This window comes from Aquimarina ulvae (assembly GCF_053613295.3).
Genome location: NZ_JBSIBP030000004.1, coordinates 19,848 through 45,692 on the forward strand (window position 1 = coordinate 19,848; position 25,845 = coordinate 45,692).

The window sequence follows — 25,845 nt, forward strand, 5'->3', positions numbered from 1 at the left end:
TGATTTAAACGACAAAATAACAAATCATGTTTTGCCATAATAAAATTATGGTATTTAACTTTTAAAGATCGGTTGTATATAAAATTGATAACCGTTTAACAGACTACTATTAAAAATAAATGTACTTTTGGAACTAGCCAGACAGTTATTTGTTCATAACATTGGTAAGGGATTTATGCTTGAAAAAATAAAAAACGGGTGCAAAACCACCACATTACGTTATTCAATATATACCGCAACTGATATTATTCCATCAAACGATTGGAATCAGATTAATCATGAGAACAATCTTTTTTTTACATTACGTTATCTACGCACACTGGAGAGCACCTTATCAGAAACCATTGAATTTCGTTATATCGTATTTTATGACCAAGCTGAACCGGTAGCTATTGCGATCACCCAACTTATTAAATTCAATACAGAAGATTTAAAATTTCAGGAATTTCCGTGCAGAATAAGTGATGCTATCAAAAATACATTTATGAAAAGCACGGATATAAGGGTTTTAGTATGCGGAAATTTATTTTCGTGCGGAGAACACGGTTTTCTATATTCTAAAAGAGTCCACTCTAAAAGTGCTTTTGAAAATTTATCTCGTGCTTTACGAGAAATTAGAAAAATGGAAAAGTCAGATAAACCTTCTTTTATTTTATTGAAAGAATTCTGGCCAACATCTTTTGATCATAGTGATCATATCAAAAAACAAGATTTTAGAGAATTCAGAGTTGATGTTAATATGGTATTGCAAATTGACCCTAACTGGAATAATTTTGAAGATTATCTAGATCGCATGAAAACCAAGTTTAGAAGCAGAGCTAAAAAAGTTTTCAAAAAATCCGCAGCGCTAACCATTAAAAATTTCACTACTCAAGACATTGGTAACTATAAGGAGGATATTAATATTTTATACCTTTCAGTTCTGGACAAAGCGGATTTCAAAATAGGTAAATTAAATGCTATAACGTTTAAAAATTTAAAAAGCGTACTGAGGGAATCGTTTATTTTTAAAGCCTATTTTCTGGATACTAAATTAGTAGGTTTTACAACTTCTTTTATATTAAATAATGTGGTGGAGGCAAATCACATTGGGATTGACTACACTTTTAATAAATCGCACGCGATTTATCAAAGAATGTTATATGACTATGTTGATCTAGCTGTTACTGAAAAAGTTGATGAGTTAAGATTAGGGAGAACTGCGGAGATTATTAAAAGCTGTGTAGGTGCCAAACCTGTTGAAATGAAACTATATGTTCGTCATGGTAATGCGATATCCAATACCTTATTAAAACCCTTAGTAGAATTGATTTCGCCTAGTGAATACGAAGTAAGAAACCCTTTTAAACTTCAGCTAATAAGTTAGTTATGGATTCGTTAACCCAAATTGTTCTGGGAGCAGCTGTAGGCGAAGCTGCTATAGGAAAAAAAGTAGGTAATAAGGCTATATTGTGGGGGGCTATTGCTGGTACGATTCCGGATCTCGATGTGATAGCAAATTTCTTTTTCGATAATGTTACTGCTAATGAACTACACCGAGGATTTTCGCATTCTATACTGTTTAGCTTCGTGATGGCTCCAATTCTGGGATGGTTAGTTGCCAGACTTTACAAAAATAAAGAAGCTGATTGGAAGGATTGGACAAAGTTGATGTTTCTGGGACTTTTCACACATCCACTTCTCGATGCTTTTACAACCTGGGGAACCCAATTATTTTGGCCTTTAGACTACAGGGTGGCTTATAACAATATTTTCGTAGTGGATCCTTTATACACTGTCCCTTTTTTGGTTTTTCTCATTATTACCATGTTCTATAAACGAACGAACCCAAAAAGAAACATATTTAACAATCTCGGATTATACTGCAGTTGTACCTACCTGTTGATCACACTTTTTCTTCAACAAGGTGCAAAAGCTAATTTTATGATCAATCTAGAGAATCAGCACTTACGATATAATGACATACAAACCCGCCCTACTCCACTTAATAGCATTTTATGGACTGCCAATATAGAAACTGACGACTCCTTTCTAATTGGCTATTACTCCTATCTTGATGAACCGGACATTATTGTTTTTACGGAGTTTCCTAAGAATCACCATTTACTAGGGGATTTAAAAGATGATCCATTGATTCCACGTCTTATCAAGTTAACTAAAGGTTGGTATACTATTGAAAAACATAATGATAAAACTTATTTTAATGATCTTAGATTTGGTCAATTGGGACTGGGAGATACTATCAATCGTTTTGTGTTCAGCTATGAGTTGTACTATGATACGTATGGAAATTTAAAGGCTAAAGAGCGAGAACGTGTAGTTAAAGATGCTATTCCTATGCTCAAAAAGTTATACGAAAGAGTCTTAGGAAATAAATCATAAAAAAGGATTCTAATTCTAGAATCCTTTTTTATGATTTATTATGTTCTTTTAGGTAAATTCACAAATTACTCCTCCCATTAACGCAAGACATACCGTCCAATATCCTACATTAATCACGACATATTTAATGCCTTTTCTTTCAAACATTGCATTGGTTCCTAATATAGGAAGCGCTGCAAATAACCCTGCCATAGTACCGTGTAAGGCACCGTGCTTAAAGGTTCTAAAGTTATTTCCGTATTTTGCCATAAAGTCTTGAGCATATTGGTAGGTCTCAGTACCTTCAATCATAAGATCAGGATCATTCATCAAAGTTTGGAAAAGACCAAATTGATGAATTACATAAGTAGTTAGAAAAATTGCCAGAAATAAACTAAACACATAACTAAGAATAAAAATAACGATCATATTCCCTCCTTTTAAATCCTCTGCAGTAAATCCACAAGCGTTCATCCAGGCTGTTCCAAATACCTTTGGGCTATACCATATGAATCCCAAAAAAAGAGGGATGAATGCTGCCGCTGCGGTAATTAAAAAATTAAACTCCATATTGGTTTGTTTTTAAAGTTGTTACTCAAATATAGCGAAAATGAATTTCAAACATTCTTACCAAACCGAATAGGCCAAACGAACTGAAAAAACCAATAGTAGCACCCCGGTGATCTTAAAGAAGATATTAAGTCCATACGCTGATATGAAGCTCTTAAGCTTATTTGAAAGAAATACTTTTAGAATATCCGTACTTAATATAGCAATAAGTACTGCCATTAAAAATAGTATAAGTGATGATGTATCATGAAACTTTTGTTGGCCATATTGAAACACACCGATCCAAACAACAAACACAAAAGGATTGAAAAAATTAACCGCAAAACCTTTAATAAAAAAAGCACTCCATTTTTTTGAGGAACCAGGCACATTTTGAGTAATACTTGCTTCTTTAAATAGATAATAAACTCCTAATCCCAAGAGAATACAGCTTCCTAAAATCCCTATCCAAAATTGGTTATATGGAACTATTAAAACCGAAGAAAACCCATAATAACACAATAAGACACAGAGAATATCACTTACAATAATTCCCAAAGCAACAGAAATGCCAGATTTTATTCCATATTGCAGACTACTGTTTAGCAATAGAAAAAAAACAGGTCCAACGAAAATGATCATTGCTAATCCAATACCAAAACCTTCTATAAATGACATTTATTATATGTAATATTGAACAACCTTGTTAGGTCTGTAAATATAGCTATAATGAGTTTTTATTTTATAATATTATTTTAAATCAACGAATATTAAATTCTTCATAACAACTATTAACGACAATTTTAAATACCTATATTTAACCATCAATTGAATATTTTACTTATGAGTATACCATATAAAGTAAAGGTTAATAATGACATTGAAGCTACCATATCGGATGGCGATATTTCAAAAACAGACATTATTAACACTTCTAATTCTAAATTCCACATACTGCAGGATAATCAATCGTATCATACAGAGATTGTGAAATCCGATTTTAATAACAAGAAATATACTGTAAAAGTTAATGCTAACACTTACGAAATTGAGATATCAAACCCTTTGGATATGATGATTTCGGAAATGGGTTTTTCTATTGGAGCTGCAAAACAAGTAAACTCAATTAAATCTCCAATGCCAGGGCTCATCATTGACATTCAAGTAAAAGTGGGCCAAACAGTAAAAGAGGACGATTATTTATTAGTACTAGAAGCTATGAAAATGGAAAACATCATTACTTCCCCCAGAGAAGGAATTATTAAATCAATAGCTGTTACTAAAGGAGACCCAGTGGATAAAGGGAAGCTATTAATTGAATTTGAATAAGATTCCGAATCCGATAAATTGAATACATAAATACATATCATAAGTTCCTAATACTATGAAAAAAATATTAGTTGCCAACAGAGGTGAAATTGCCATTCGGGTTATGAAAACTGCTCATAAAATGGGGATTAAAACCGTTGCTATTTACTCTACTATAGATCGAAATGCCCCTCACGTAAAATTTGCTAATCAAGCAGTCTGTATTGGTGAAGCACCTTCTAATGAATCGTATTTGTTAGGGTCGAAAATTATTGACGTTGCAAAGCAATTAAATGTAGATGCCATTCATCCAGGTTATGGCTTTTTAAGTGAGAATGCCGATTTTGCTGAAGAAGTTGAAAAAAATAATCTCGTATTTATAGGACCAAAATCCAAAGCGATACGGGTGATGGGTAGTAAATTAGCGGCAAAAGAAGCGGTTAAAGCATACGACATTCCAATGGTTCCAGGTATAGATCAAGCCATTACAGATGTTGTTAAAGCTAAAAAAATCGCGAATGATATTGGCTTTCCTATTTTGATAAAAGCCTCTGCTGGTGGTGGTGGAAAAGGAATGCGCGTCGTAGAGAAAGAAAGTGATCTGGAATCACAAATGCAACGTGCCATTAGCGAAGCTGTATCTGCTTTTGGAGATGGATCTGTATTTATTGAGAAATATATAGCCTCTCCCAGACATATTGAAATTCAGGTACTGGCAGACACTCATGGAAACGTGATACATTTGTTCGAAAGAGAATGTAGTGTACAACGAAGACATCAAAAAGTAGTAGAAGAAGCTCCTTCTTCTGTTTTAACTCCATCCTTACGATCCGAAATGGGTGAAGCAGCAGTAAAAGTTGCCAAAGCTTGTGATTATGTAGGTGCAGGCACCGTGGAGTTTTTATTAGATGAAAATCATAATTTCTACTTTCTAGAAATGAACACTCGCTTGCAAGTAGAACATCCGGTAACTGAATTAATTACCGACACTGACCTAGTAGCCCTTCAAATACAAGTGGCTCGAGGAGAAAAACTACCTATAAAGCAAGAAGACTTAAAAATTAAAGGACATGCACTAGAACTAAGAGTCTATGCAGAAGATCCATTAAATAATTTCCTACCTAGCGTAGGTCACCTAGATATTTATAAAATACCTTCTGGTAAAAGAATACGAGTTGATAATGGTTTTGAAGAAGGTATGGACATTCCGATTTATTATGACCCCATGCTTTCCAAATTGATTACCTATGGGAGCACCCGAGAAGAAGCCATCCAGCTTATGATCAAAGCCATTGATAATTATATAGTAGAAGGTGTACAGACCACTTTGTCATTTGGAAAGTTTGTATGTAAACACGAAGCTTTCAGAACAGGTGATTTTGACACTCATTTTGTAAAAAAACATTATACCCCAGAGGTATTGAAGTCTAAGATGGAAGAGGAAGCTAAAATTGCAGCATTAGTTGCTCTAAAAAAATATAAGGAAGACCAACAACAATTACGATTACCAACATACTAACATATGAATTCGAAAATAAAAGCGTTACAAGAAAAAATTGATCAGGCACATGTAGGTGGTGGTGTAGAACGTATTGAAAAACAACACCAAAAGAAAAAACTAACTGCAAGAGAACGAGTTTCCTATTTTCTGGACGAAGGATCGTTTGAAGAAATTGGTATTTTGGTAACGCACAGAACCACTGAATTCGGCATGGAAAACCAAATCTTTTACGGCGATGGAGTCGTAACTGGCTATGGAACTGTTGACGGAAGGTTGGTCTATATTTTTGCTCAAGATTTTACTGTTTTTGGTGGTGCTTTATCAGAAACACATGCGGAGAAAATATGTAAAATCATGGATCTGGCAGTTCAAGTTGGTGCCCCCATTATCGGATTGAATGATTCTGGCGGAGCTCGAATTCAGGAAGGAGTGCGATCTCTGGGTGGATATGCAGATATTTTTCATAGAAATGTACAGGCATCAGGTGTAATACCTCAGATTTCTGCGATTATGGGTCCATGTGCAGGTGGAGCAGTCTATTCTCCTGCGATGACGGATTTTACCATCATGGTAGAAGATACGAGCTATATGTTTGTGACAGGACCTAATGTTGTTAAAACTGTTACAAATGAAGAAGTGACATCAGAAGAACTGGGAGGTGCAAGTACGCATTCTTCAAAATCAGGAGTAGCACATATCACCTCGTCAAATGATGTGCAATGTCTGGAAGATGTGAAAAAATTATTGAGTTATCTTCCTCAAAACAATCAGGAAATGCCCAAAATGATACCTTCTCCCTTATCTGATGAAAAGAGGGATATACTATCTGGTATTATTCCGGATAATCCGAACAAACCCTATGATATGCACGAGGTTATTAATGGAATCATTGATCAGGATTCATTTTATGAAATTCATAAAAATTATGCAGAGAATATCATTGTAGGTTTTGCAAGAGTTGGAGGACGAAGCATTGGTATTATTGCTAATCAACCGATGTTCTTAGCAGGTGTTCTTGATGTTAATAGTTCTAAAAAAGCAGCACGTTTTACACGTTTTTGTGATTGCTTTAATATCCCATTATTAGTATTAGTGGATGTCCCCGGATTTTTACCAGGTACTGATCAGGAATGGAACGGTATCATCGTTCACGGTGCTAAATTACTATACGCTTTGAGTGAAGCAACGGTGCCAAAAGTTACCGTGATTACTCGTAAAGCTTATGGTGGAGCGTACGATGTTATGAATTCTAAACATATAGGAGCGGATCTTAATTTTGCATGGCCAACTGCAGAAATTGCGGTAATGGGTGCAAAAGGTGCCAGTGAAATCATTTTTAGAAAAGAAATCAAAGCTGCAGATGATCCAAAAGCTAAACTGGCTGAAAAAGAAACCGAGTATGCAGCTATGTTTGCTAATCCGTATCGAGCTGCACAACGTGGTTTTATTGATGAAGTAATTTTACCAGAAAACACCCGTAGAAAACTAATTAAAGGATTCAAAATGCTGGAAAATAAAAAAATCGAGCGCCCAAAACGTAAACATGGTAATATTCCATTATAGGATTAGTTAAAGTTGATCCGTAACATTTTTCTATTTTTACAAAATAAAAGAATAGATCTGATTCCATATGAATAAAAGACAACTTACTAAGTTCGCCATTTATATCATTGCAGTACTATGCGCAGCTTTGATTAATCAATTTATTATTAGTTATGTCAAAAAATATGTAAATGTAGAAGGATATCTATTGGTATTAATAGATATGATGGTCGTTATTCTCATTTTTGCACCAGCTTTTGCACTAGTTACTAAATACACAAAAAAATTATCTAAGGTCTATTTAAAAACATCCAAAAAAGTTTCTAGCAGTAAAAATGGAAATCTACTAGGGTTTATTGTCGCTTTTATTATCTTATTTATACTTTTTGCCTATATAAGACATCATATAAACGTTATTCAGGACTTAAAAACGATGATCCCTTAATTAATTAAACATCGCATATCATTATCCCTTCTTGTAAGGCTTTTAAACTATCTTCATACGTAGGAATAAATTCTTGAGCTACAAATCCATTGAATTGATTAGCTACAATAGCTTTCATAATAGCGGGATAATGCAACTCTTGTGTATGATTAATCTCATGCCTTCCTGGTACACCTCCTGTATGGTAATGGGCTATATAATCATTATACTTATGAATAGTAGCAATAATATCCCCTTCCATGATCTGCATATGATAAATATCATATAACAATTTAAAGTTGGTCGAGCCAATTTTATCCACTAGATCCACGCCCCATAACGTATGATCGCATTGATAATCTTTATGGTCAAATTTGCTATTAAGCAGTTCCATAATCAACGTTACATTATTCTTCTCTGCATGTTTTACCAAAAAATCCAACCCTTTAGCGCAGTTCTCCAAGCCTTTTTCATCAGAAATACCGTTCCGATTCCCAGAAAAAACAATTACCTGTTTAATTCCGTGGTGAGATGCCTTTGAAATTAAATTTTGATACTTACTTTGTAATTCTGAATGATTCTTTGGATCATTAAAGCCGTTTGTTATACTTGCGAACGTATCTGTGGCTAGAGAACAACTTAGCCCATATTTCTTAATGATATCCCACTCATCAGGTTTTAATAAATCAATCGCTTTTATACCTATGTCTTTAGATTTTTCGGAAAATTCATCTAGTGGAATATTCTGATAACACCACCGACATACTGAATGATTAATATTTCCTTTTAAATCACCCTGAAATGAATGTAAGTCATTATCAGATCCGGGTTGAGCCAACAGAGTTCCTCCAAAGCCTAAAGCACCTAGGCTTAAGGACAAATTCTTTATAGCTTTTCTTCGATTAACTTTTGACATTAGTTTTGAATTATTTTTAATTAATCTATAAATTTAACTAATGATTTGTTAATTGTATTGCTAAAAAAGAAACAAACTTCTTATATTAGAACCAGAATTTGTTCGCTGCATATTCTTTGGCTATGTGTTATCATCATATGATAGCAGTAGCGAATTTCTTCCCGAACAAGAAGAAAACAGACAAATAGAACTACTATCAGAACCATAATTAAAGCCTATATAAGCTTTACACATATTGTACAACAACAATATAAATCTAATGAGCGATTTCATATCATGAAAATACGCTGTGAAATTTAATTACAGATTGTCTGAAAATACCAAAAAAAGTATGGAACAAGAACCTAAATATGACGCTATTGTCGTAGGAACAGGAATTAGTGGTGGATGGGCTGCCAAAGAACTTTGTGAAAAAGGACTCAAAACACTCGTTCTGGAGCGCGGACGTATGGTCACCCATATCGATGATTACACTACAGCTAATAATGACCCTTGGGATTTTGAATTACGAGGTCAACCGTCAAGAGAAGAGATAGCGGAACAGCCTAAACAACATCGTACAGGTTATGTAACCGATAAAGCACATCGCCATTTCTTTGTAAATGATTTAAAACACCCTTACAATGAAACCAAACGTTTTGATTGGATTAGAGGATATCACGTGGGTGGAAGATCACTCATGTGGGGGAGACAAAGTTATAGATTGAGTGATTTTGATTTTGAAGCAAATAAAAAAGAGGGAATTGCCATAGATTGGCCGGTACGTTATAAGGACATTTCTCCCTGGTATGATAAAGTAGAAGAGTTTATTGGAGTTAGTGGAGAAAAGCTTGGTCTAGAACAATTACCAGATGGACAGTTTTTACCTCCAATGGAGTTAAACTGTGTGGAAGATCATTTAAAAAATAATATTGCAGAAAACTATGATGATCGCCTTCTTACTATAGGAAGAACAGCGCATATCACAGGAACAAAAACCTTCGAAGGAAGGATGAACTGCCAGTATAGAAACCGTTGCATGAGAGGTTGTCCTTTTGGTGCATATTTCAGCAGTAATTCTTCAACACTACCTGCTGCAGAAAGGACTGGTAACATGACATTACGTCCCAATTCTATTGTGCATCAGGTGCTATATGATGACACAACAGGAAAGGCGACTGGTGTAGAAGTTATAGATACTTTGACCAAAGAAAAAACTCAGTTCAAGGCTAAAGTTATATTCTTATGCGCATCAGCAATCGCCTCTGCAAGTATATTAATGCAATCTAAATCAGACCGCTTTCCTAATGGTATGGGTAACGATTCTGGTGAATTGGGGCATAATATCATGGATCACCATTTTAAAGCAGGTGCCACTGGAAAATATAATGGATTTGAAGATAAATATTTCAAAGGTAGACGTCCTAATGGTATCTATATTCCTCGCTTTAGAAATATTGGAGGGGAAACGGATCAAAAGAGCTTCAAACGTGGATATGGATACCAAGGAGGAGCCAGCAGATCTAATTGGGAAGAGACGATAGCAGAACTTGGATATGGCAAAGAGTTGAAAGAAAAAATTCTGGAACCAGGAGGATGGCGAGTAGGTCTTATGGGGTTTGGTGAATGCCTTCCCTACCACGAAAACAAAATGACATTAGATTACAATGAATTGGATGAATGGGGACTACCTACAATAACCTTTGACGCAGAATTCAAGGAAAATGAATTAGAAATGCGTAAGGATATGATCCTACAGGCTACGGATATGCTTACCAAAGCAGGTTTTACTGATGTTCGACCTTGGGATGATATCGGAGCGCCAGGCTTGGGAATACATGAGATGGGTACAGCAAGGATGGGAAAAGATCCCAAAACTTCAGTTCTCAATGAACACAATCAAATCCATGCAGTACCCAATGTATATGTTACCGATGGGGCCTTTATGACATCAGCGAGTTGTGTAAATCCTTCTTTGACCTATATGGCTTTTACTGCCAGAGCAGCAGATCACGCTGCAAAACAAATACAAAAAAACGCTTAATCTTAGTACTATGAACAGAAGAGAAGTATTAAAGAATATCGGATTATCAGCAGGTTATATTGCCGTAACTCCTACAATATTTAGTCTTTTACAAAGTTGCCAAAAAGAGTATGTATTAGATTGGACACCAGAACTTCTATCTATAGATGAAGGAAAAGCATTAGAACAAATTGTAGATCTCATCATTCCCGAAACGGATATCTCTGGTGCAAAATCATTACACATACCTATGTTTATTGATAAATATGTCAATAATGCTGTTGAAGAAGAAGAAGAGGCACAAATGTTTAAATACGGAGCCGGTGTAATTATGAAAGAATTGGGAGTAAGTGAAGAAAAAAGCATAGATGATGTTACTACAGAAGAATATGAGGCATTATTAGCTAAGTATCTTAAACTCTCCAAAGAAAAGCAAAAAGAGTATTGGGTAGCAATTTCTAAGGTAAAAACTCCAGAAGATTTAGCAAATGTTCCTCGGGAAGCAATTGCATTTAATTACCTTTCGTCGGTGAGGAGTTTATCTATTTATGGTTTTAAAACCTCTAAAAATATTGCCGAAAATGTTCTTAATTACTTACCAGTTCCAGGAGAATATATTGGTTGTGATACAATTCAAAACTTAACCGGTGGAAAAGACTGGGCTCTATAAAATTATTATCTAACTAAACTTACGATTACAATTATGAATAAAACCATCTTAAAGGGGCTCATATGCTTACTAGTTATCAGTTCCTGTAAAAATAAGACTGCAGAAAACACCACAGCAGTCGAACAGGAAGAGGAAAAAACTATTGAACAACCAAAAGATTTAGAACCATTTTTTGAGTTATCATTAGCACAATGGTCGTTGCATAAAGAGATACAATCCGGAAAATTAGATCCAATAGATTTTGCCAAGAAAGCTAAAGAATTAGGTTTTACAGGTATCGAGTATGTAAGCCAGTTGTATACCAATTCTTATAAAGATGCAAAAGACCCCGATAAAGCATTACAGCAACTTTTGGATTCCCTGAAAATCCAGAGTGAAAAACATAATATACAGAATCTGTTAATTATGGTAGATGGCGAAGGAGATTTAGCTATTGTTGATGAAAAAGAAAGAAATCAAACTGTAGAGAATCATAAAAAATGGGTTGATGCAGCACAGTTTTTAGGTTGTCATTCTATACGAGTTAATTTATTTGGGACGAATGATCCCGAAAAATGGGTAGAAGTTGCTACAGACGGTCTCACCAAATTATCAAATTATGCGGCCACCAAAGGTATCAATGTGCTTGTGGAAAACCATGGGTATCTTTCTTCCGATGCTTCTTTGCTTGTTAAAGTAATGCAAAATGTAAATAAACCAAATTGTGGTACGCTTCCTGACTTTGGTAATTTCTGCCTGAAACGCGAAGGAGGTGAACGATGGGGTGCCAAATGTGTTAAAGAATATCCTAAGTATAAAGGAATTGATGAAATGATGCCATATGCTAAAGGAGTTAGTGCTAAATCTTACGATTTTGATGCTGATGGAAATGAAACAACCATTGATTATAAAAAGATGCTAGAGATTGTAAAAGCATCAGGGTATCAAGGCTATATCGGCGTAGAGTATGAAGGGTCACGATTAAACGAAATCGAAGGGATCATCGCAACACGAGACTTATTGACCAATATATCCAAACAACTAAATTAACCAACCATTCATTATGAGTAAATTTATTCAGTTTCAGTTATCCCTTATGATGTTCTTGGAATTCTTTATTTGGGGTGGCTGGTTTGTAACGATGGGTATTTATTTGCCAAATTCTTTAAAAACCAGTGGTGCAGAAATTGCTATGGCATACTCTACCCAATCCTGGGGAGCTATTATTGCTCCTTTTATTATTGGACTTATTGCAGATAGGTTCTTCAATGCAGAAAGAATTTTAGGAATTTTACATCTTATCGGTGCTCTTTTGATGTATCAAATGGCTTACGCAACCGATTTTTCAGTTTTTTATCCTTACGTTTTGGGGTATATGATTGCTTACATGCCTACCTTGGCTTTAGTTAACTCTGTATCTTTTAATCAGATGACTGACCCAGCAAAACAGTTTTCTTTTGTAAGGGTTTTTGGAACCATAGGATGGATTATTGCCGGACTGGTTATTAGTTATGTTTTTAATTGGGACTCTACTGAAGGGGTAGCATCTGGAATGCTGAAAAACACTTTTTTGATGACTGCCGTTGCCTCTGGTATATTAGGCATATTCAGTTTTACATTACCTAAAACACCTCCCAAAGTTAGTAAAGACCAAAAAAAAGTAACTATTTCAGATATTTTGGGTTTAGACGCCATAAAACTTCTAAAAAACAGGAACTTCTTAATGTTTTTTCTTGCTTCTATTTTGATCTGTATCCCTCTCGCCTTTTATTATCAACACGCTGGACAGTTTTTGGGTGAAATTGGAGTAGCCAATCCTGCAGCTAAAATGACTATTGGTCAAATATCTGAAGTACTTTTCATGTTATTACTACCCTTTTTCTTTAAAAAATTTGGCTTCAAAAAAACTTTATTAGTAGGTATGATAGCTTGGACGATTCGATATTTATTATTTGCATATGGAAATTCAGGAGAACTTGCTTTTATGCTTCTAGTAGGGATTGCATTGCATGGTATCTGTTATGATTTCTTCTTTGTCTCAGGACAGATTTATACGGATTCTAAAGCAGGAGAAAAGTTTAAAAGTGCCGCCCAAGGTCTAATCACATTAGCCACCTATGGCTTGGGTATGTTAATCGGATTTTATGTAGCTGGAAAAATCACTGATGCTAATTTAGTATCTGAAGGGCAACACAATTGGAATAGCATTTGGATATTCCCTGCAATTTTTGCAGCCGCAGTCATGGTATTGTTTGCCATCTTCTTCAAAAATGAAAAAATAGAATATAAAGAGTAAAGTAACAAAGTGTTTAGTACGCAGTAATAATGCTACTTTAAAAAAGTATTAAACACTTTTAATTACTATTTTTATGAGTATATATATTTAATAGTTGGATTTGAACATCTAACATTAGTTTTAATTAAAATAAGATTTAAAAAATGTCCAGACTTAAAATGGGAATGGTCGGTGGAGGAACGGGTTCCTTTATAGGAGATGTACATCGTAAAGCTGCCAGTATCGACGGAATGATTGATTTAGTTTGTGGAGCGTTTTCGTCTAGCAAAGAAAAAAGTATTGCTTCTGGAAAGGAACTAGGAATACCAGATGATAGAACCTACGGAAGTTTTGAAGAAATGATTACAATAGAAGCGAAGCTTCCAGAAGGAAAGAAAATGGATTTTGTAGCTATTGTAACGCCCAATCATATGCACTTTTCACCAGCAAAGATGGCATTACAACACGGTTTTCACGTAATTTGTGACAAACCTCTTTCTCTAAACATGGAAGAAGCTATTGAACTAGAAAAGATCGTAAAATCCTCAGGAAAAGTATTTGCTTTAACACATAACTATACTGGTTATCCTATGGTAAAACAGGCAAAAGCTATGATTGCCAAAGGAGATCTTGGAGTAATCAGAAAAATTAATGTGCACTATCTGCAGGGATGGCTTTCTACAGCTGTAGAAAAAACAGGTCAAAAGCAAGCTTCATGGAGAGTGGATCCCAAACGTTCAGGAATTGGCGGTGCATTGGGAGATATTGGCACGCATGCAGAAAATCTAGTTGAATATATTACAGGAAATGAAATTGAAGCCATTGCAGCCGATCTGACTGCGTTTGGAGATGGACGTAGCCTGGATGATGATGGTAATATTTTGCTTCGTTTCAAAAACGGAGCCAAAGGAATTATGTCTTTTTCGCAAATAGCTACCGGTGAAGAAAACAATCTTGGAGTTAAAATCTATGGTACTAAGGGTAGTGTAGCATGGTATCAGGAAAAACCGAACCAACTTATTGTGAAATGGTTAGAACAACCTAAACAAATTTACACTCCTGATGGAAATGGCACGTATCCAGAATCCTCTAAATACGTTAGAATACCAGCAGGGCATCCCGAAGGGTACCTTGAAGGTTTTGCCACTATTTATAGAAGTTTTGCTAAAGAATTGAAACGTGTAAAAAGCGGAAAGGAAATTTCAACTAATCCAGATTTCCCAACGGTAACAGATGGTGTGAGAGGAATGAGGTTTATATACGCAGCGGTAGAAAGTAGTCAGAGCAATGCCAGTTGGATAAAATTAACATAAATAAAACCTTATTTGCGATCTTCTCGAACGGAGTCAAGAGATTAGAAATTATTTCTTATTTTTCCACTCCGCACAATATTATGACAGATAAAACTAATCAAATGAAAACAATAAAAGGCCCGGCAGTATTTTTAGCGCAGTTCATGGATGATAAAGAACCTTTTAACTCACTTGATGGACTTTGTAAGTGGGCATCAGATCTGGGTTATAAAGGCATACAAATTCCTACTTGGGAAACCCGATTAATCGACCTTGATAAAGCTGCAGAAAGTCAAACTTATTGTGATGAGTTGAAAGGTAAAATTGCCGATTACGGTCTAGAAATAACTGAATTATCAACACATCTACAAGGACAATTGGTTGCAGTGCACCCTGCCTACGATTTGATGTTTGATAATTTTGCACCTAAAAATTGTAAAAATAACCCGAAGAAAAGAACAGAATGGGCCATTAATCAGGTCAAAAATGCAGCAACTGTTAGTAATCGATTAGGCATCAAAGCGCACGGTACATTCTCTGGAGCACTATTATGGCATACCTTCCATCCTTGGCCGCAACGTCCTGCCGGATTAGTCGAAATGGGATTTGAAGAATTGGCGAAACGCTGGTTACCTATTCTGAATCATTTTGATGAACAAGGTGTAGATGTTTGTTATGAAATTCATCCCGGTGAAGATTTACACGATGGTGTAACTTTTGAACGTTTTTTGGAAGCCACAGGAAACCATAAAAGAGTAAATATTTTATATGATCCCAGTCATTTTGTTCTACAACAATTAGATTATCTTGGATATATAGACAACTATCACGAATTTATTAAAGCGTTTCATGTAAAAGATTCCGAATTTAACCCAACTGGTAAAAAAGGTGCTTTTGGAGGATATAGTGATTGGATTGACCGAGCAGGAAGATATCGCTCTCCTGGGGACGGTCAAATCGATTTTAAAACAATTTTCTCCAAACTAACACAATATGGTTGCGATGTTTGGGCGGTGATGGAATGGGAATGTTGTATTAAATCTCCAGAGCAAGGCGCCAAAGAAGGTGCTCCTTTTATTCAAAAACATATTATTGAAGCTACGCAAAAAGCATTTGATGATTTTGCTGGAGCAGAAATTGACAAAGAGCAACTTAAAAAAATATTAGGATTATAATCAACAAAACAATGAGAAAACTACTATGTCTATTTCTTAGTATAACCACATTTATTTCTTGTAATGAGAAAAAAAAAGAAGTAAATAATACTACGGTTGATACTACCACTGAAGATGTGAACTCTACTCCGAAAAAAGAAATTACCGATCCTAAAGAAACTGAAGTCTGGGATCCAGAGCCAGAAACGATTTCCTTTAATGATATGGATATACCTTCTGATGCATTGGTACTGTTTGATGGAAGTGATTTAGATCAGTGGGTCTCAACAAAAGATTCTACCGCAGCAGGTTGGATAATCAATGCTGATAAAACGATGACTGTAAAATCAGGAACTGGAGACATACAAACAAAGAAAAATTTTGGAAGTGTCCAATTACACTTGGAATGGAAAGCTCCCAACGTCGTAGAAGGAAAAGGTCAAGGAAGAGGAAACAGTGGAGTGTTCTTTCAAAATAAATATGAAGTACAAATTTTAGATAGCTATCAAAATCGTACTTATGCCAACGGACAAGCCACTGCAATATATAAACAACATATACCATTGGTGAATGCTACAAAACCGAATGATCAATGGCAGACTTATGATATTATCTTTCATGCGCCTGAATTTGGTAAAGATGGTAAAAAAATAAAGCCAGGAACGTTTACTGTGATCCATAACGGAGTTTTGGTACAAGATCACGTAGAAATTCTGGGGAGCACGGAGTATATCGGCCCTCCAAAAAACGAACCACATACAAAGGGTCCTATCAAATTACAAGACCATAGCAATCCTGTGCATTACCGGAATATTTGGGTTAGAGAAATTTAAATTCTAATTTTTTAGTGAACCCAAAATCCTGTGTTAATTTTGCAGACAGATTGTTTTTTAGATCCCCAATGTATAAATAGCCAAAAAATACAATAAGGTACTATATAGTAGGTGCAACCAAAAGAAATATGGCTTTGTACTTATTTTCATTAGTATAGCTAAAGGTAGATTAAAAGCTGCCATATAATTCCCTCCTTTAATTTGCTTCAAACTTTTTTTGAAAAATAAATTTCCAAAACCCGATTCGGGAAAGGCGTGGGTTGCTATAGAAATTCCCAACCATAAAAAGATAACTTCATTAGTAGGAATTAAATATTTTCCAAGATTAAACAAAATCATTGCTACTAAAGACATTTCCAAGAAGGGAATGAATACCATCGCTAAAACGTATGTATAGCTACGTGGTTTTTCATGTTCAACAGATAAAACATTACTATCCAGCGCCAGATAGTTTACTTTTTGTACTTGCAATCCCAACATATTGCATATCAATCTGTTGACAACTGCCTTTAAGATCAATCCGGGAAAAGTAACAAGCCTGATAGAGTACCCAATAAATAAATTCATATGTAGTTAGTTTTAGTTGATAGTATTAAAACGTTCTAACTATACATTACCCTACCCTTAGATTAGTTGTGTTTTCTATACAAAATCTTAAAGTACAAAACTACACCTTTGATTATGATCGTTGTTTGGTAATAAAATTCTGGATCTCTTTATCCGAGAAAATAGGGTTCGCGCCTTCACTTCCTGCTACCATAGCCCCTATCGCACAGGCATATTCTATAGCTAAGTGAGGTTTACTTCCACTTAACAATTTAGAAATCAATGTTGCCAAAAAGGAATCTCCAGCACCCACAGTATCAACTACTTCAACCTTATACCCGTGATGATGATAAAAAGACCCTTTATAAAATAATGTGGCTCCTTTTCCTCCTTTAGTCACACACATTTGGTCTGTATTTGTATATGTTGCTATTGCTTTTATCTGTTCCTGCAACGAAGTTTCTTTTACTTCAAAATAATTACAAATCTCATCAAGTTCCTCATCATTCAATTTTATGAAATCAGCTCGTTTCATTAATTCAGATAATATTTCGGAATTGTAATGAGGTGGGCGTAGATTAATATCTAGAATCCTAAATTGGGCGCTATCCAACAACTGGAACAATGACTTTCTTGACACTTCATTTCTGGCGGCCAAACTACCAAAAATAATAGCATCAGATATTCTAACATCCTCTACAGCTTGTTCGGTAAGGTGAATAAAATCCCAGGCAACCGGACTATTTATTTCATAAGAAGCTACACCCTCATTATCCAGCATAACTAAAACTTCTCCTGTATGATACTGATAATCCTTTTGGATCGTTTCTAACGACAATCCCTCTTTAGCTAAATGTGTAACAATCTCGTGTCCCAGGTCGTCAACACCAACTCTGGAGATAATGGAAGAATTAATTCCCATTGCTTTTAACCGTAAGGCCACATTAAGCGGAGCGCCGCCAATTTTTTTGTGGTGTGGAAATATGTCCCAAAGTACTTCTCCGAAACAGGTTATTTTTTGATTCATAATCACTTTAGCAGATTAATACTTAGTTCTTTAATATTTAACTCTGAATCAGATTTTACAGAAAGAGTATTGAAAGGATGCTCTGTAAAAAAAATTTCTGTCATAGTTACGCCTCCTTGATTAATAAATATTTCTATAGAGGTTTTATCGAGCAATACTCTCAATTTCCAGTCAAGATATTTATTATCAAAAGGTGCTTTTGAAAAGGTGTTGACAAATTTATCAGAAAAATTCACTTTACCTGCTTTTGATCTGTCTAAGAAATAGCATTCACAATCAGGGTCAAACCCAAATCTTAGCTCTTCCTGTTTATCGTTAGAGAGTATAAAAGAAAGTTTATTTTTAGTCAAATCCTCTACAGTCAACATTATATCAGCAGAACTCAATTCAGCTTCTTCAGCTTTAAATAAAACCTTATTTTTTTTCACAGTAAGCCCTTCGACTCTAACCGCAGTTTTTGTATGATACTTATTTAATTCTGCTACAGGATAAGAAAGCAATCTATATGTTTCTTGATTCTTATGTAATGTTAATGCTCTGGGAACTGTCATTGAGCTTCGCCACGATGAGGTAGGAACTTGCTGTCCATAATCCCAATTCGACATCCATCCTATGAAAAGTTTTCTTCCATCTTCATCAGGAATTCCAGACCACGTTACACCAGCATAATTATCTCTTCCATAATCCAGCCAGACTGCTTGATTTTTATTAATTTGATTTTTAAAATTAGTATCTAATTCAAATACTGTCCCATCAAAATCTCCAACAAAATATTGAGTTCCTGAACCTCCATTAGGAGCGCCCGGATTGATACTTAAAAGCAATACCCATTTTTCTTCTCCGGTAGTACCAACTTTCATCGGGAAAAAATCGGGGCATTCCCACACGCCCCCGTGAGCACCTATATCTTGACCAAAATCTGATAAAAACGACCAATCAATTAAATTTTGAGAAGTATAAAACTTTACCTTATCATCTGCAGCAAGCGCCATTAACCATTGCTGATATTCCTTATCCCAAATTATCTTAGGATCTCTAAAATCTCTAATTCCGGGATTGTTAATAACTGGATTGTTTGTATACTTTGTCCAATTTTTTCCCTGATCGATAGAATATGCTATTCCCTGAGTCTGAAAATCTATCCTCTTATTTTCTTCACCCACTGGGTCATGATATGTATACATAGCTACTACAGGAGGGTTACTATCTGATCCTAATCCTGAAGTATTTTTTTTGTCAACCACGGCACTCCCCGAAAATATGTAACCCAGACTATCGGGATATATGGCTATCTCTTTTTCTTCCCAATCTACAAGATCTTCACTGACCGCGTGCCCCCAATGCATCGGACCCCATACATTATCATTAGGGTAATATTGGAAAAACAAATGGTACGTCCCATTTAGATAAAACATCCCATTAGGATCATTCATCCAGTTTGCTTTTGGAGTAAAATGAAAGTTAGGTCTATATAATTGTTCTTCGTTACTACTCATAACATTCTTAACCATTGGTTCAGGATTCTTAACTCTTTCTACTTTTTTACAAGACACAAAAAATATTATAGCAAAACTGTAAACTGTAATATGAATTTTTCTGACATTCAGATTCATTTTTTTGACAATTTATTTCCTAAGTGTTCCAAAGAAAACCCTTTTGTTTCAGGCATCATAAAGATAACAAAAAACAACTGTAATATCATCATTAGTGCGAACACCAGAAAAACATTTCCTGCTCCTAAAACTGAAATGGACAATGGCATTAACGAGGGGATGATGGCAGCAAGTAACCAATGTACTGAACTACCAAAAGCCTGTCCCGAAGCTCTGAGATGATTCGGAAAAATTTCTGAGATGAACACCCAGATTACCGTACCTTGCCCTATTGCGTGAGCAGCTATAAAAATGAACAGAAAAATAGGTACAGAAATTCCCTGCCAATTATAAAAAAAAGCCATTGAAACAAGACTTAACGATATAATATACCCAATAGACCCTACATACATCAAAAGCCTTCTTCCTAAACGATCTATTAAGAAAACCCCAAGCAACGTAAAAATTAGATTCGTAACCCCAATGCCAATGCTACTTAGCAAAGCTGTTTCTTCTCCTAAACCAGCTTCTTCAAAAATTCTTGGTGCATAATACAAAAATGCATTAATCCCTGAAAACTGATTAAAAAAGGCAATCAAAAATGCCAAAATAAGGGGGAATCTGTATTTTTTAAGAAAGATATGCTCTTTTACAGGTATTGCATCCTTCTCCTGTATCTCCTGAACAAATTCTTCAAAATGAACATTTACATTAATAACCTTCAGTGTATTTTGAGCCTCGTCAAATTTTCCTTTAGAGATTAACCAACGAGGGCTTTTAGGAATTTGTAATACTAAAATTGTATATAAAAAAGCTGGAATAGCTTCTACCCCAAGCATCCATCGCCAAGCATTTTCTCCAATATCATTTAATAAATAATTGGAAATAAATGCTATCAAAATTCCGAGTACTATGTTAAATTGATACAGAGACACCAATCGTCCTCTGTCTTTTGCCGGTGCAATCTCTGATACATAAGCTGGTGCCGCAATCGTGGATGCTCCTACTCCCAGGCCTCCTATAAATCTAAAAAAAGCAAAACTTAAAGGCTCTGTTGCTAGTGCTGAACCTGTAGCCGAGACAAAATATAGTAAACCAATAAAAAACAATGTCTTTTTTCTTCCAATACTATTAGTCGGAATACCACCAAAAATAGCTCCTATTACCGTACCCCATAGTGCCATTGCCATCACTATAGAGCCATGAAAAGCATCTGAAGAACTCCATAATTCCTGTAATTTTTTATCCGCTCCTGATATTACAACTGTATCAAAACCAAAAAGGAAACCTGCAAGAGCAGCAGTAATTGACCATAGTAAAAGCTTATTCATGCCAAACAGTATATTGATTACTCTTTAAAGATACCATTTTTGAACTGGAATGAATACTTAAAAACAACCCTCAACGGTTAACTAATCCGTTGAGGGTCTAGGTTGAAACAAAAAAAAATTAAACTAACTCAACTTACACTCAATTAACTGCTTCAACTTCTCTTCAATATTTTTGTGTTACTTTTTCAAATAGATGCTAGTTTTTCTTTGATCTTATCTAAACACAAATTATTTATGCTACCAGTATGACTGTGCTTTGTATCCTTTTCTGGCTTATAATTTCCTTTTTCAATATCCAGTCCGATTTTTACATATGCATCTCTAAACGACATTCCTTTCATGACTAAATCATTTAATGTATCTACACTAAATAGATAGTCATACTTTTGGTCTTCTAAAATAGTTTCATTGACAGTTACACTTTTTAGTGCATAGATTGCCATTTCTAAACATGCTTTTACATCCTGAATTGCAGGTACAATTCCTTCTTTGAGTAATTGCAAATCTCTGTGGTAACCACTTGGTAGATTATTTGTCAGCATACTTAATTCATAAGGTAATGCTTGGATTTTGTTACATTTCCCTCTAATTAACTCAAAAACATCCGGATTCTTTTTATGTGGCATAATACTGGAACCAGTAGTCAATTCTGAAGGAATGCTCATAAAGTCAAAATTCTGACTCATATATAAACATACATCCATTGCCAATTTAGATAGTGTTGCTGCCACACTACTCATTGCAAAAGCTGTTGATTTTTCGGACTTACCTCTACTCATTTGAGCAGCCACAACATTAAATTTGAGCGTTTCAAAGCCAAGTTCTTTTGTAGTAAACTCTCTATCTATTGGAAATGAACTTCCATATCCAGCTGCACTACCTAATGGGTTTTGGTCCACTACTTTTAATGCTGCATTCACAAGATATAAGTCATCTATGAAACTTTCTGCATATGCAGAAAACCATAATCCGAATGAAGAAGGCATGGCAATCTGAAGATGCGTGTATCCAGGTAACAGTATTTCTTTATATTTTTCTGCAGAATCCAATAGATTTTGTGATAGTTCTTTAACCTGAGATTTTATTTGTATCAGTTCATCTTTGAGATATAGGTGCATCGCTACTAAAACCTGATCATTTCTGGATCTTGCAGTATGAATCTTTTTTCCGGCGTCTCCAATCCTTTTTGTGATTTCAAACTCTATTTTAGAATGCACATCTTCAAACTGATCTTCGATTATAAAGGTTCCGGCTTCAATTTGTTTTGTTAGAATCTCTAGTTCTATAGCTATTGCTGAAATCTCCTGATCCGATAATAATCCTATTTTGTGCAACATTTTGGTGTGTGCTAAGGTTGCTCTTAGATCATATTTAGCGATCACCAAATCCAGTTGTCTGTCATTTCCGACAGTAAACATATCTATCTTTTCGTCTGTTGGTAATCCTTTATCCCAAAGTTTCATTTCGTTGTTCTCTATTATTTATTAGATTCCAGCCTGCGCTGGAATGATATTATTTTTTAAACTATTCCTTCTAAAATTTTAATATATAATTCTACACCTTCTTCGATTTCATCTACATGTATAAATTCATCCGCAGAATGGGATCTTGTGGAATCTCCGGGGCCTAATTTTAGGGACGGACAGTTTAAAACTGATTGATCTGAAAGTGTAGGTGACCCATACGTTGTTCGTCCTAGAGCAATTCCTGATTTCACAATAGGGTGATCTTTTGGTATGGACGAAGAACCTAAATGTAATGATCTGGGTTTTACATCCACATTGTTAGGCATTGCCTTTTTAATTACTTCTAAAATCTCTTCATTTTTATAGTGATCATTTACTCTTATATCCACAACCAGATTACAATGAGAAGGTACTACATTATGCTGATTCCCCGCATCTATCTGTGTCACCGTCATTTTTACTTTACCCAAAGTTTCAGAACTTTTTTCAAAGGTGTAGTTCTTAAACCAATCGATCACTTTGAGTGTATTATAAATTGCGTTATCGTCATTAGGGTGTGCTGCATGACTAGCCGTTCCTTTTACAGAAACATCCAATACTAGCAATCCTTTTTCTGCTATCGCTAATTGCATTAGTGTTGGTTCTCCAACAATTGCAAATTCTACATTTTTTAAGTGTTGTAGGATGCTTTTTAACCCCAATGGACCACTACTCTCTTCTTCTGCAGTAGCAGCTATCACAATGTTGTAGTTCAAATTCTCTTTATCATAGAAATACGTAAATGTGGCAATTAATGAAACCAAACATCCTCCGGCATCATTACTTCCTAATCCAAATAATTTTCCATCTTTCACGAATGCCCGGAATGGATCATTGGTGTAATTACCATTAGGTTTTACAGTATCGTGATGAGAATTCAGTAAAATAGCAGGTTTAGTTTCATCAAAATATTTATTATAAGCCCAAATGTTATTATTCTCTCTTTCGAAAGGAATGCCATATTCACGAAACCAATTTTCTATCAGTTTAGCGGTTCCTTCTTCTTCTGATGAAAAGGATTGTGTTTCGATCAATGTATGCAAAAGCCTCATCGCCTTGTCTGTTAGTTTTTGAATATCTGAAGTACCAGGTATTGACAGTTGATTATCTCCACCATCAATTTGTGATTTATACTTTTTATTCTCTGACTTTTCCATTTCTTATGTTTTAAAAATTAAAAACACACCTCTAACTCACTCGGAGAACTAAAGACTTAGAGTTGTGTGTTTTATGGTATTATCCTTTATAAAATCTGCATTCGCAATATGCACTTTGCGAACGTCCTTCTGTAACGCATCAAAACAATTTTTTAGTTTTGGTAGCATCCCATCGGCAATCACTTCTGCATCTCTTAATTCTGTATATTTCTCTAAATCAATATGTTCTATTACAGAATCTTTATCTTCGATGTTTTCTAAAACGCCTTTTAATTCAAAACAATAGAAAAGTGAAACATCATAATAAGTGCCCATAGCTGAAGCTATTTCTGAAGCGATGGTATCTGCATTCGTATTAAACAATTGCCCATTAGTGTTATGTGTAACTGCGCAAAAAACAGGAGTTATTCCTAACTCTAAAAACCCTTTTAATGTTTTACCATTTACTTTTGTAACATCTCCTACGTATCCATAATCAACAAATTGTTCAGGTCTTTTCTTTGCGATGATCAGATTTGCATCGGCTCCTGTTACTCCTAAAGCATTGCAACGATATTTTTGCAAACCAGCAACTATTTTCTTATTTAACCAACCTGCATACGTCATTACTACAATTTCCAAGTTCTCTGCTGAAGTTATTCTTCTACCATCGATCATTTCTGTTTTTATTCCTAGTTTTGAAGCTAACCTGGTTGCTGATTTACCTCCGCCATGAATTAAAACTTTAGGACCTTTTACCTTAGAAAAATCTGCCAAAAATGAATCTAAGGCATTCTGGTCTTCAATAATGTTTCCTCCTATTTTAGCAACTAACAACTCTTGCTTTGTCTTCATACTTCAAATTTTTTCTAGTATTTTCTTTAAAACTAACTGGGCTGCATAGGTTCTGTTGTTTGCCTGTTCAATTACAATTGAGTTGTTACTATCAATTACAGCATCATCTACTACAACATTTCTTCTTACTGGTAGACAATGCATAAACTTTGCATTATTTGTCAATTTCATTTTCTCTTGTGTGATTTTCCAATTTTGATCCTCGGACGATGTACCGTAATCCGCATAAGAACTCCAATTCTTTACATACACAAAATCTGCTTCTTTCATTGCATTTTCTTGATTGTAATCAATGGGCACCTGTTTAGTAATCTGGCTGGCTAACTCAAACCCCATAGGATGGGTAATTACAACATCTGCTTCCATTTGCTGTACCATTTCTATAAAAGAATTAGCGACTGCTTGTGGTAAAGCTTTCGGATGCGGTGCCCATGATAATACAATCTTTGGTTTATACGTTGGTTTATATTCTGTTATTGTGATAGCATCCGTTAATGCTTGTAAAGGGTGCCCTGTAGCACTTTCCATATTGATTACAGGGATGCTGGCATACTTCATAAAACTCTTTAATATTTTTTCTTCATAATCATCCTTCCTATTCTCTAATTTGGCAAATGCTCTGATTGCTAATACATCACAATACTGAGATACTACCTGGGCAGCTTCTTTGACGTGTTCTGAATTGCCTTGATCCATTACTGTTCCATCTTCATATTCTAACGACCAACCCTCTCCTGTAAAATTCATTACGATCACATTCATTCCAAGATTCAAGGCGGCTTTCTGCGTACTTAAACGCGTACGTAGACTAGGATTAAAAAACAGCAAACCAATAGTTTTATCTTTACCTAATACTTTATTCGATAGAGGGTTTTTCTTTATCTCAATCGCCTCTTTTACCCACGTTTCTAGTGAGTCGATATCATTCATTGAAAAGTAATTTTTCATATATATTCCTTATAGATTTTAGAATAAAGAAGATAGTATTTAAACGTATTTGAGATCTTTTTAAAAAATCCATTGTCATTCTTTGAAACTCTTCTAATT

24 protein-coding genes are annotated in these 25,845 nt (G+C 35.0%); 13 read left to right on the forward strand and 11 right to left on the reverse strand.

The features are described from left to right. Positions 1-127: 127 nt before the first annotated feature. Both ACWGOQ_RS09880 and ACWGOQ_RS09885 read left to right on the forward strand, forming a co-directional pair. Entirely contained in the window at positions 128-1,366 is a 1,239-nt protein-coding gene (locus tag ACWGOQ_RS09880) for a hypothetical protein (protein WP_452058364.1), read from the forward strand. 2 nt (positions 1,367-1,368) lie between these two features. Beyond that, the gene (locus ACWGOQ_RS09885) at positions 1,369-2,382 is read left to right on the forward strand and encodes a metal-dependent hydrolase (protein WP_452058363.1); all 1,014 of its coding nucleotides are present in this window, start codon (positions 1,369-1,371) and stop codon (positions 2,380-2,382) included. Positions 2,383-2,430: 48 nt separating this feature from the next. Here the strand turns inward: ACWGOQ_RS09885 and ACWGOQ_RS09890 are convergent, their stop codons facing one another. Then, positions 2,431-2,931: a DUF1761 domain-containing protein gene (locus tag ACWGOQ_RS09890; RefSeq protein WP_452058362.1), complete on the reverse strand. Its 501-nt coding sequence runs from the start codon at positions 2,929-2,931 to the stop codon at positions 2,431-2,433. A 57-nt stretch (positions 2,932-2,988) separates the two neighbouring features. Next, positions 2,989-3,588, reverse strand: a complete 600-nt coding sequence (locus tag ACWGOQ_RS09895; RefSeq protein WP_452058361.1) for a LysE family translocator — start codon at positions 3,586-3,588, stop codon at positions 2,989-2,991. 165 nt (positions 3,589-3,753) lie between these two features. Here ACWGOQ_RS09895 and ACWGOQ_RS09900 point away from each other — a divergent pair, with 165 nt between their 5' ends. From ACWGOQ_RS09900 to ACWGOQ_RS09915, 4 genes are all read left to right on the forward strand, one after another. Continuing rightward, the gene (locus ACWGOQ_RS09900; protein ID WP_452058360.1) at positions 3,754-4,239 is read left to right on the forward strand and encodes an acyl-CoA carboxylase biotin carboxyl carrier protein subunit; all 486 of its coding nucleotides are present in this window, start codon (positions 3,754-3,756) and stop codon (positions 4,237-4,239) included. 55 nt (positions 4,240-4,294) lie between these two features. Then, a complete protein-coding gene (accC, locus tag ACWGOQ_RS09905; RefSeq protein WP_452058359.1) occupies positions 4,295-5,737 on the forward strand; it encodes an acetyl-CoA carboxylase biotin carboxylase subunit in 1,443 nt (480 codons plus the stop codon). A 3-nt stretch (positions 5,738-5,740) separates the two neighbouring features. After that, a complete protein-coding gene (locus tag ACWGOQ_RS09910; protein ID WP_452058358.1) occupies positions 5,741-7,282 on the forward strand; it encodes an acyl-CoA carboxylase subunit beta in 1,542 nt (513 codons plus the stop codon). A gap of 67 nt (positions 7,283-7,349) precedes the next feature. Further along, positions 7,350-7,706 (forward strand): hypothetical protein, encoded by a 357-nt coding sequence (locus tag ACWGOQ_RS09915; RefSeq protein WP_452058357.1) that lies wholly within the window; start codon positions 7,350-7,352, stop codon positions 7,704-7,706. Between the two features lie 4 nt (positions 7,707-7,710). Here ACWGOQ_RS09915 and ACWGOQ_RS09920 read toward each other — a convergent pair whose 3' ends face one another. Further along, positions 7,711-8,601, reverse strand: a complete 891-nt coding sequence (locus tag ACWGOQ_RS09920; protein ID WP_452058356.1) for a hydroxypyruvate isomerase family protein — start codon at positions 8,599-8,601, stop codon at positions 7,711-7,713. A gap of 331 nt (positions 8,602-8,932) precedes the next feature. Between ACWGOQ_RS09920 and ACWGOQ_RS09925 the strand changes: the two genes are divergently transcribed. The 7 genes from ACWGOQ_RS09925 to ACWGOQ_RS09955 all read left to right on the forward strand — a co-directional run bounded on the left by ACWGOQ_RS09925 (position 8,933) and on the right by ACWGOQ_RS09955 (position 16,806). Continuing rightward, entirely contained in the window at positions 8,933-10,624 is a 1,692-nt protein-coding gene (locus tag ACWGOQ_RS09925) for a GMC oxidoreductase (protein ID WP_452058355.1), read from the forward strand. A 10-nt stretch (positions 10,625-10,634) separates the two neighbouring features. After that, positions 10,635-11,273, forward strand: a complete 639-nt coding sequence (locus ACWGOQ_RS09930; RefSeq protein ID WP_452058354.1) for a gluconate 2-dehydrogenase subunit 3 family protein — start codon at positions 10,635-10,637, stop codon at positions 11,271-11,273. 33 nt (positions 11,274-11,306) lie between these two features. Continuing rightward, a complete protein-coding gene (locus ACWGOQ_RS09935; protein WP_452058353.1) occupies positions 11,307-12,302 on the forward strand; it encodes a sugar phosphate isomerase/epimerase family protein in 996 nt (331 codons plus the stop codon). Between the two features lie 13 nt (positions 12,303-12,315). After that, complete coding sequence (locus ACWGOQ_RS09940) at positions 12,316-13,548, forward strand: MFS transporter (RefSeq protein WP_452058352.1); 1,233 nt, start codon at positions 12,316-12,318, stop codon at positions 13,546-13,548. Positions 13,549-13,691: 143 nt separating this feature from the next. After that, complete coding sequence (locus ACWGOQ_RS09945) at positions 13,692-14,840, forward strand: Gfo/Idh/MocA family protein (protein WP_452058351.1); 1,149 nt, start codon at positions 13,692-13,694, stop codon at positions 14,838-14,840. Between the two features lie 101 nt (positions 14,841-14,941). Further along, positions 14,942-15,994 carry a sugar phosphate isomerase/epimerase family protein gene (locus ACWGOQ_RS09950; RefSeq protein WP_452058350.1) on the forward strand — a complete coding sequence of 351 codons (1,053 nt, stop codon included), beginning with the start codon at positions 14,942-14,944 and terminating at the stop codon, positions 15,992-15,994. Between the two features lie 11 nt (positions 15,995-16,005). After that, entirely contained in the window at positions 16,006-16,806 is an 801-nt protein-coding gene (locus ACWGOQ_RS09955; RefSeq protein ID WP_452058349.1) for a 3-keto-disaccharide hydrolase, read from the forward strand. A 57-nt stretch (positions 16,807-16,863) separates the two neighbouring features. On the opposite strand, the gene ACWGOQ_RS09960 is transcribed toward ACWGOQ_RS09955, so the two are convergent. The 8 genes from ACWGOQ_RS09960 to ACWGOQ_RS09995 form a co-directional block, all read right to left on the reverse strand. Continuing rightward, the gene (locus ACWGOQ_RS09960) at positions 16,864-17,373 is read right to left on the reverse strand and encodes a hypothetical protein (protein ID WP_452058348.1); all 510 of its coding nucleotides are present in this window, start codon (positions 17,371-17,373) and stop codon (positions 16,864-16,866) included. Between the two features lie 112 nt (positions 17,374-17,485). Next, the gene (locus ACWGOQ_RS09965; RefSeq protein ID WP_452058347.1) at positions 17,486-18,379 is read right to left on the reverse strand and encodes a carbohydrate kinase family protein; all 894 of its coding nucleotides are present in this window, start codon (positions 18,377-18,379) and stop codon (positions 17,486-17,488) included. Positions 18,380-18,381: 2 nt separating this feature from the next. After that, a complete protein-coding gene (locus ACWGOQ_RS09970; protein WP_452058346.1) occupies positions 18,382-19,932 on the reverse strand; it encodes a glycoside hydrolase family 32 protein in 1,551 nt (516 codons plus the stop codon). Between the two features lie 56 nt (positions 19,933-19,988). Continuing rightward, on the reverse strand, positions 19,989-21,302 hold the full coding sequence (locus ACWGOQ_RS09975; RefSeq protein ID WP_452058345.1) for a sugar porter family MFS transporter: 1,314 nt from the start codon (positions 21,300-21,302) through the stop codon (positions 19,989-19,991). A gap of 185 nt (positions 21,303-21,487) precedes the next feature. Further along, positions 21,488-22,765: an argininosuccinate lyase gene (gene argH, locus ACWGOQ_RS09980; RefSeq protein ID WP_452058344.1), complete on the reverse strand. Its 1,278-nt coding sequence runs from the start codon at positions 22,763-22,765 to the stop codon at positions 21,488-21,490. A 56-nt stretch (positions 22,766-22,821) separates the two neighbouring features. Further along, positions 22,822-23,859: a M20 family metallo-hydrolase gene (locus ACWGOQ_RS09985; RefSeq protein ID WP_452058391.1), complete on the reverse strand. Its 1,038-nt coding sequence runs from the start codon at positions 23,857-23,859 to the stop codon at positions 22,822-22,824. Positions 23,860-24,012: 153 nt separating this feature from the next. Continuing rightward, positions 24,013-24,798: an acetylglutamate kinase gene (gene argB / locus ACWGOQ_RS09990; protein ID WP_452058343.1), complete on the reverse strand. Its 786-nt coding sequence runs from the start codon at positions 24,796-24,798 to the stop codon at positions 24,013-24,015. Positions 24,799-24,801: 3 nt separating this feature from the next. After that, positions 24,802-25,746 (reverse strand): N-acetylornithine carbamoyltransferase, encoded by a 945-nt coding sequence (locus ACWGOQ_RS09995; protein ID WP_452058342.1) that lies wholly within the window; start codon positions 25,744-25,746, stop codon positions 24,802-24,804. Between the last annotated feature and the right edge of the window lie 99 nt (positions 25,747-25,845).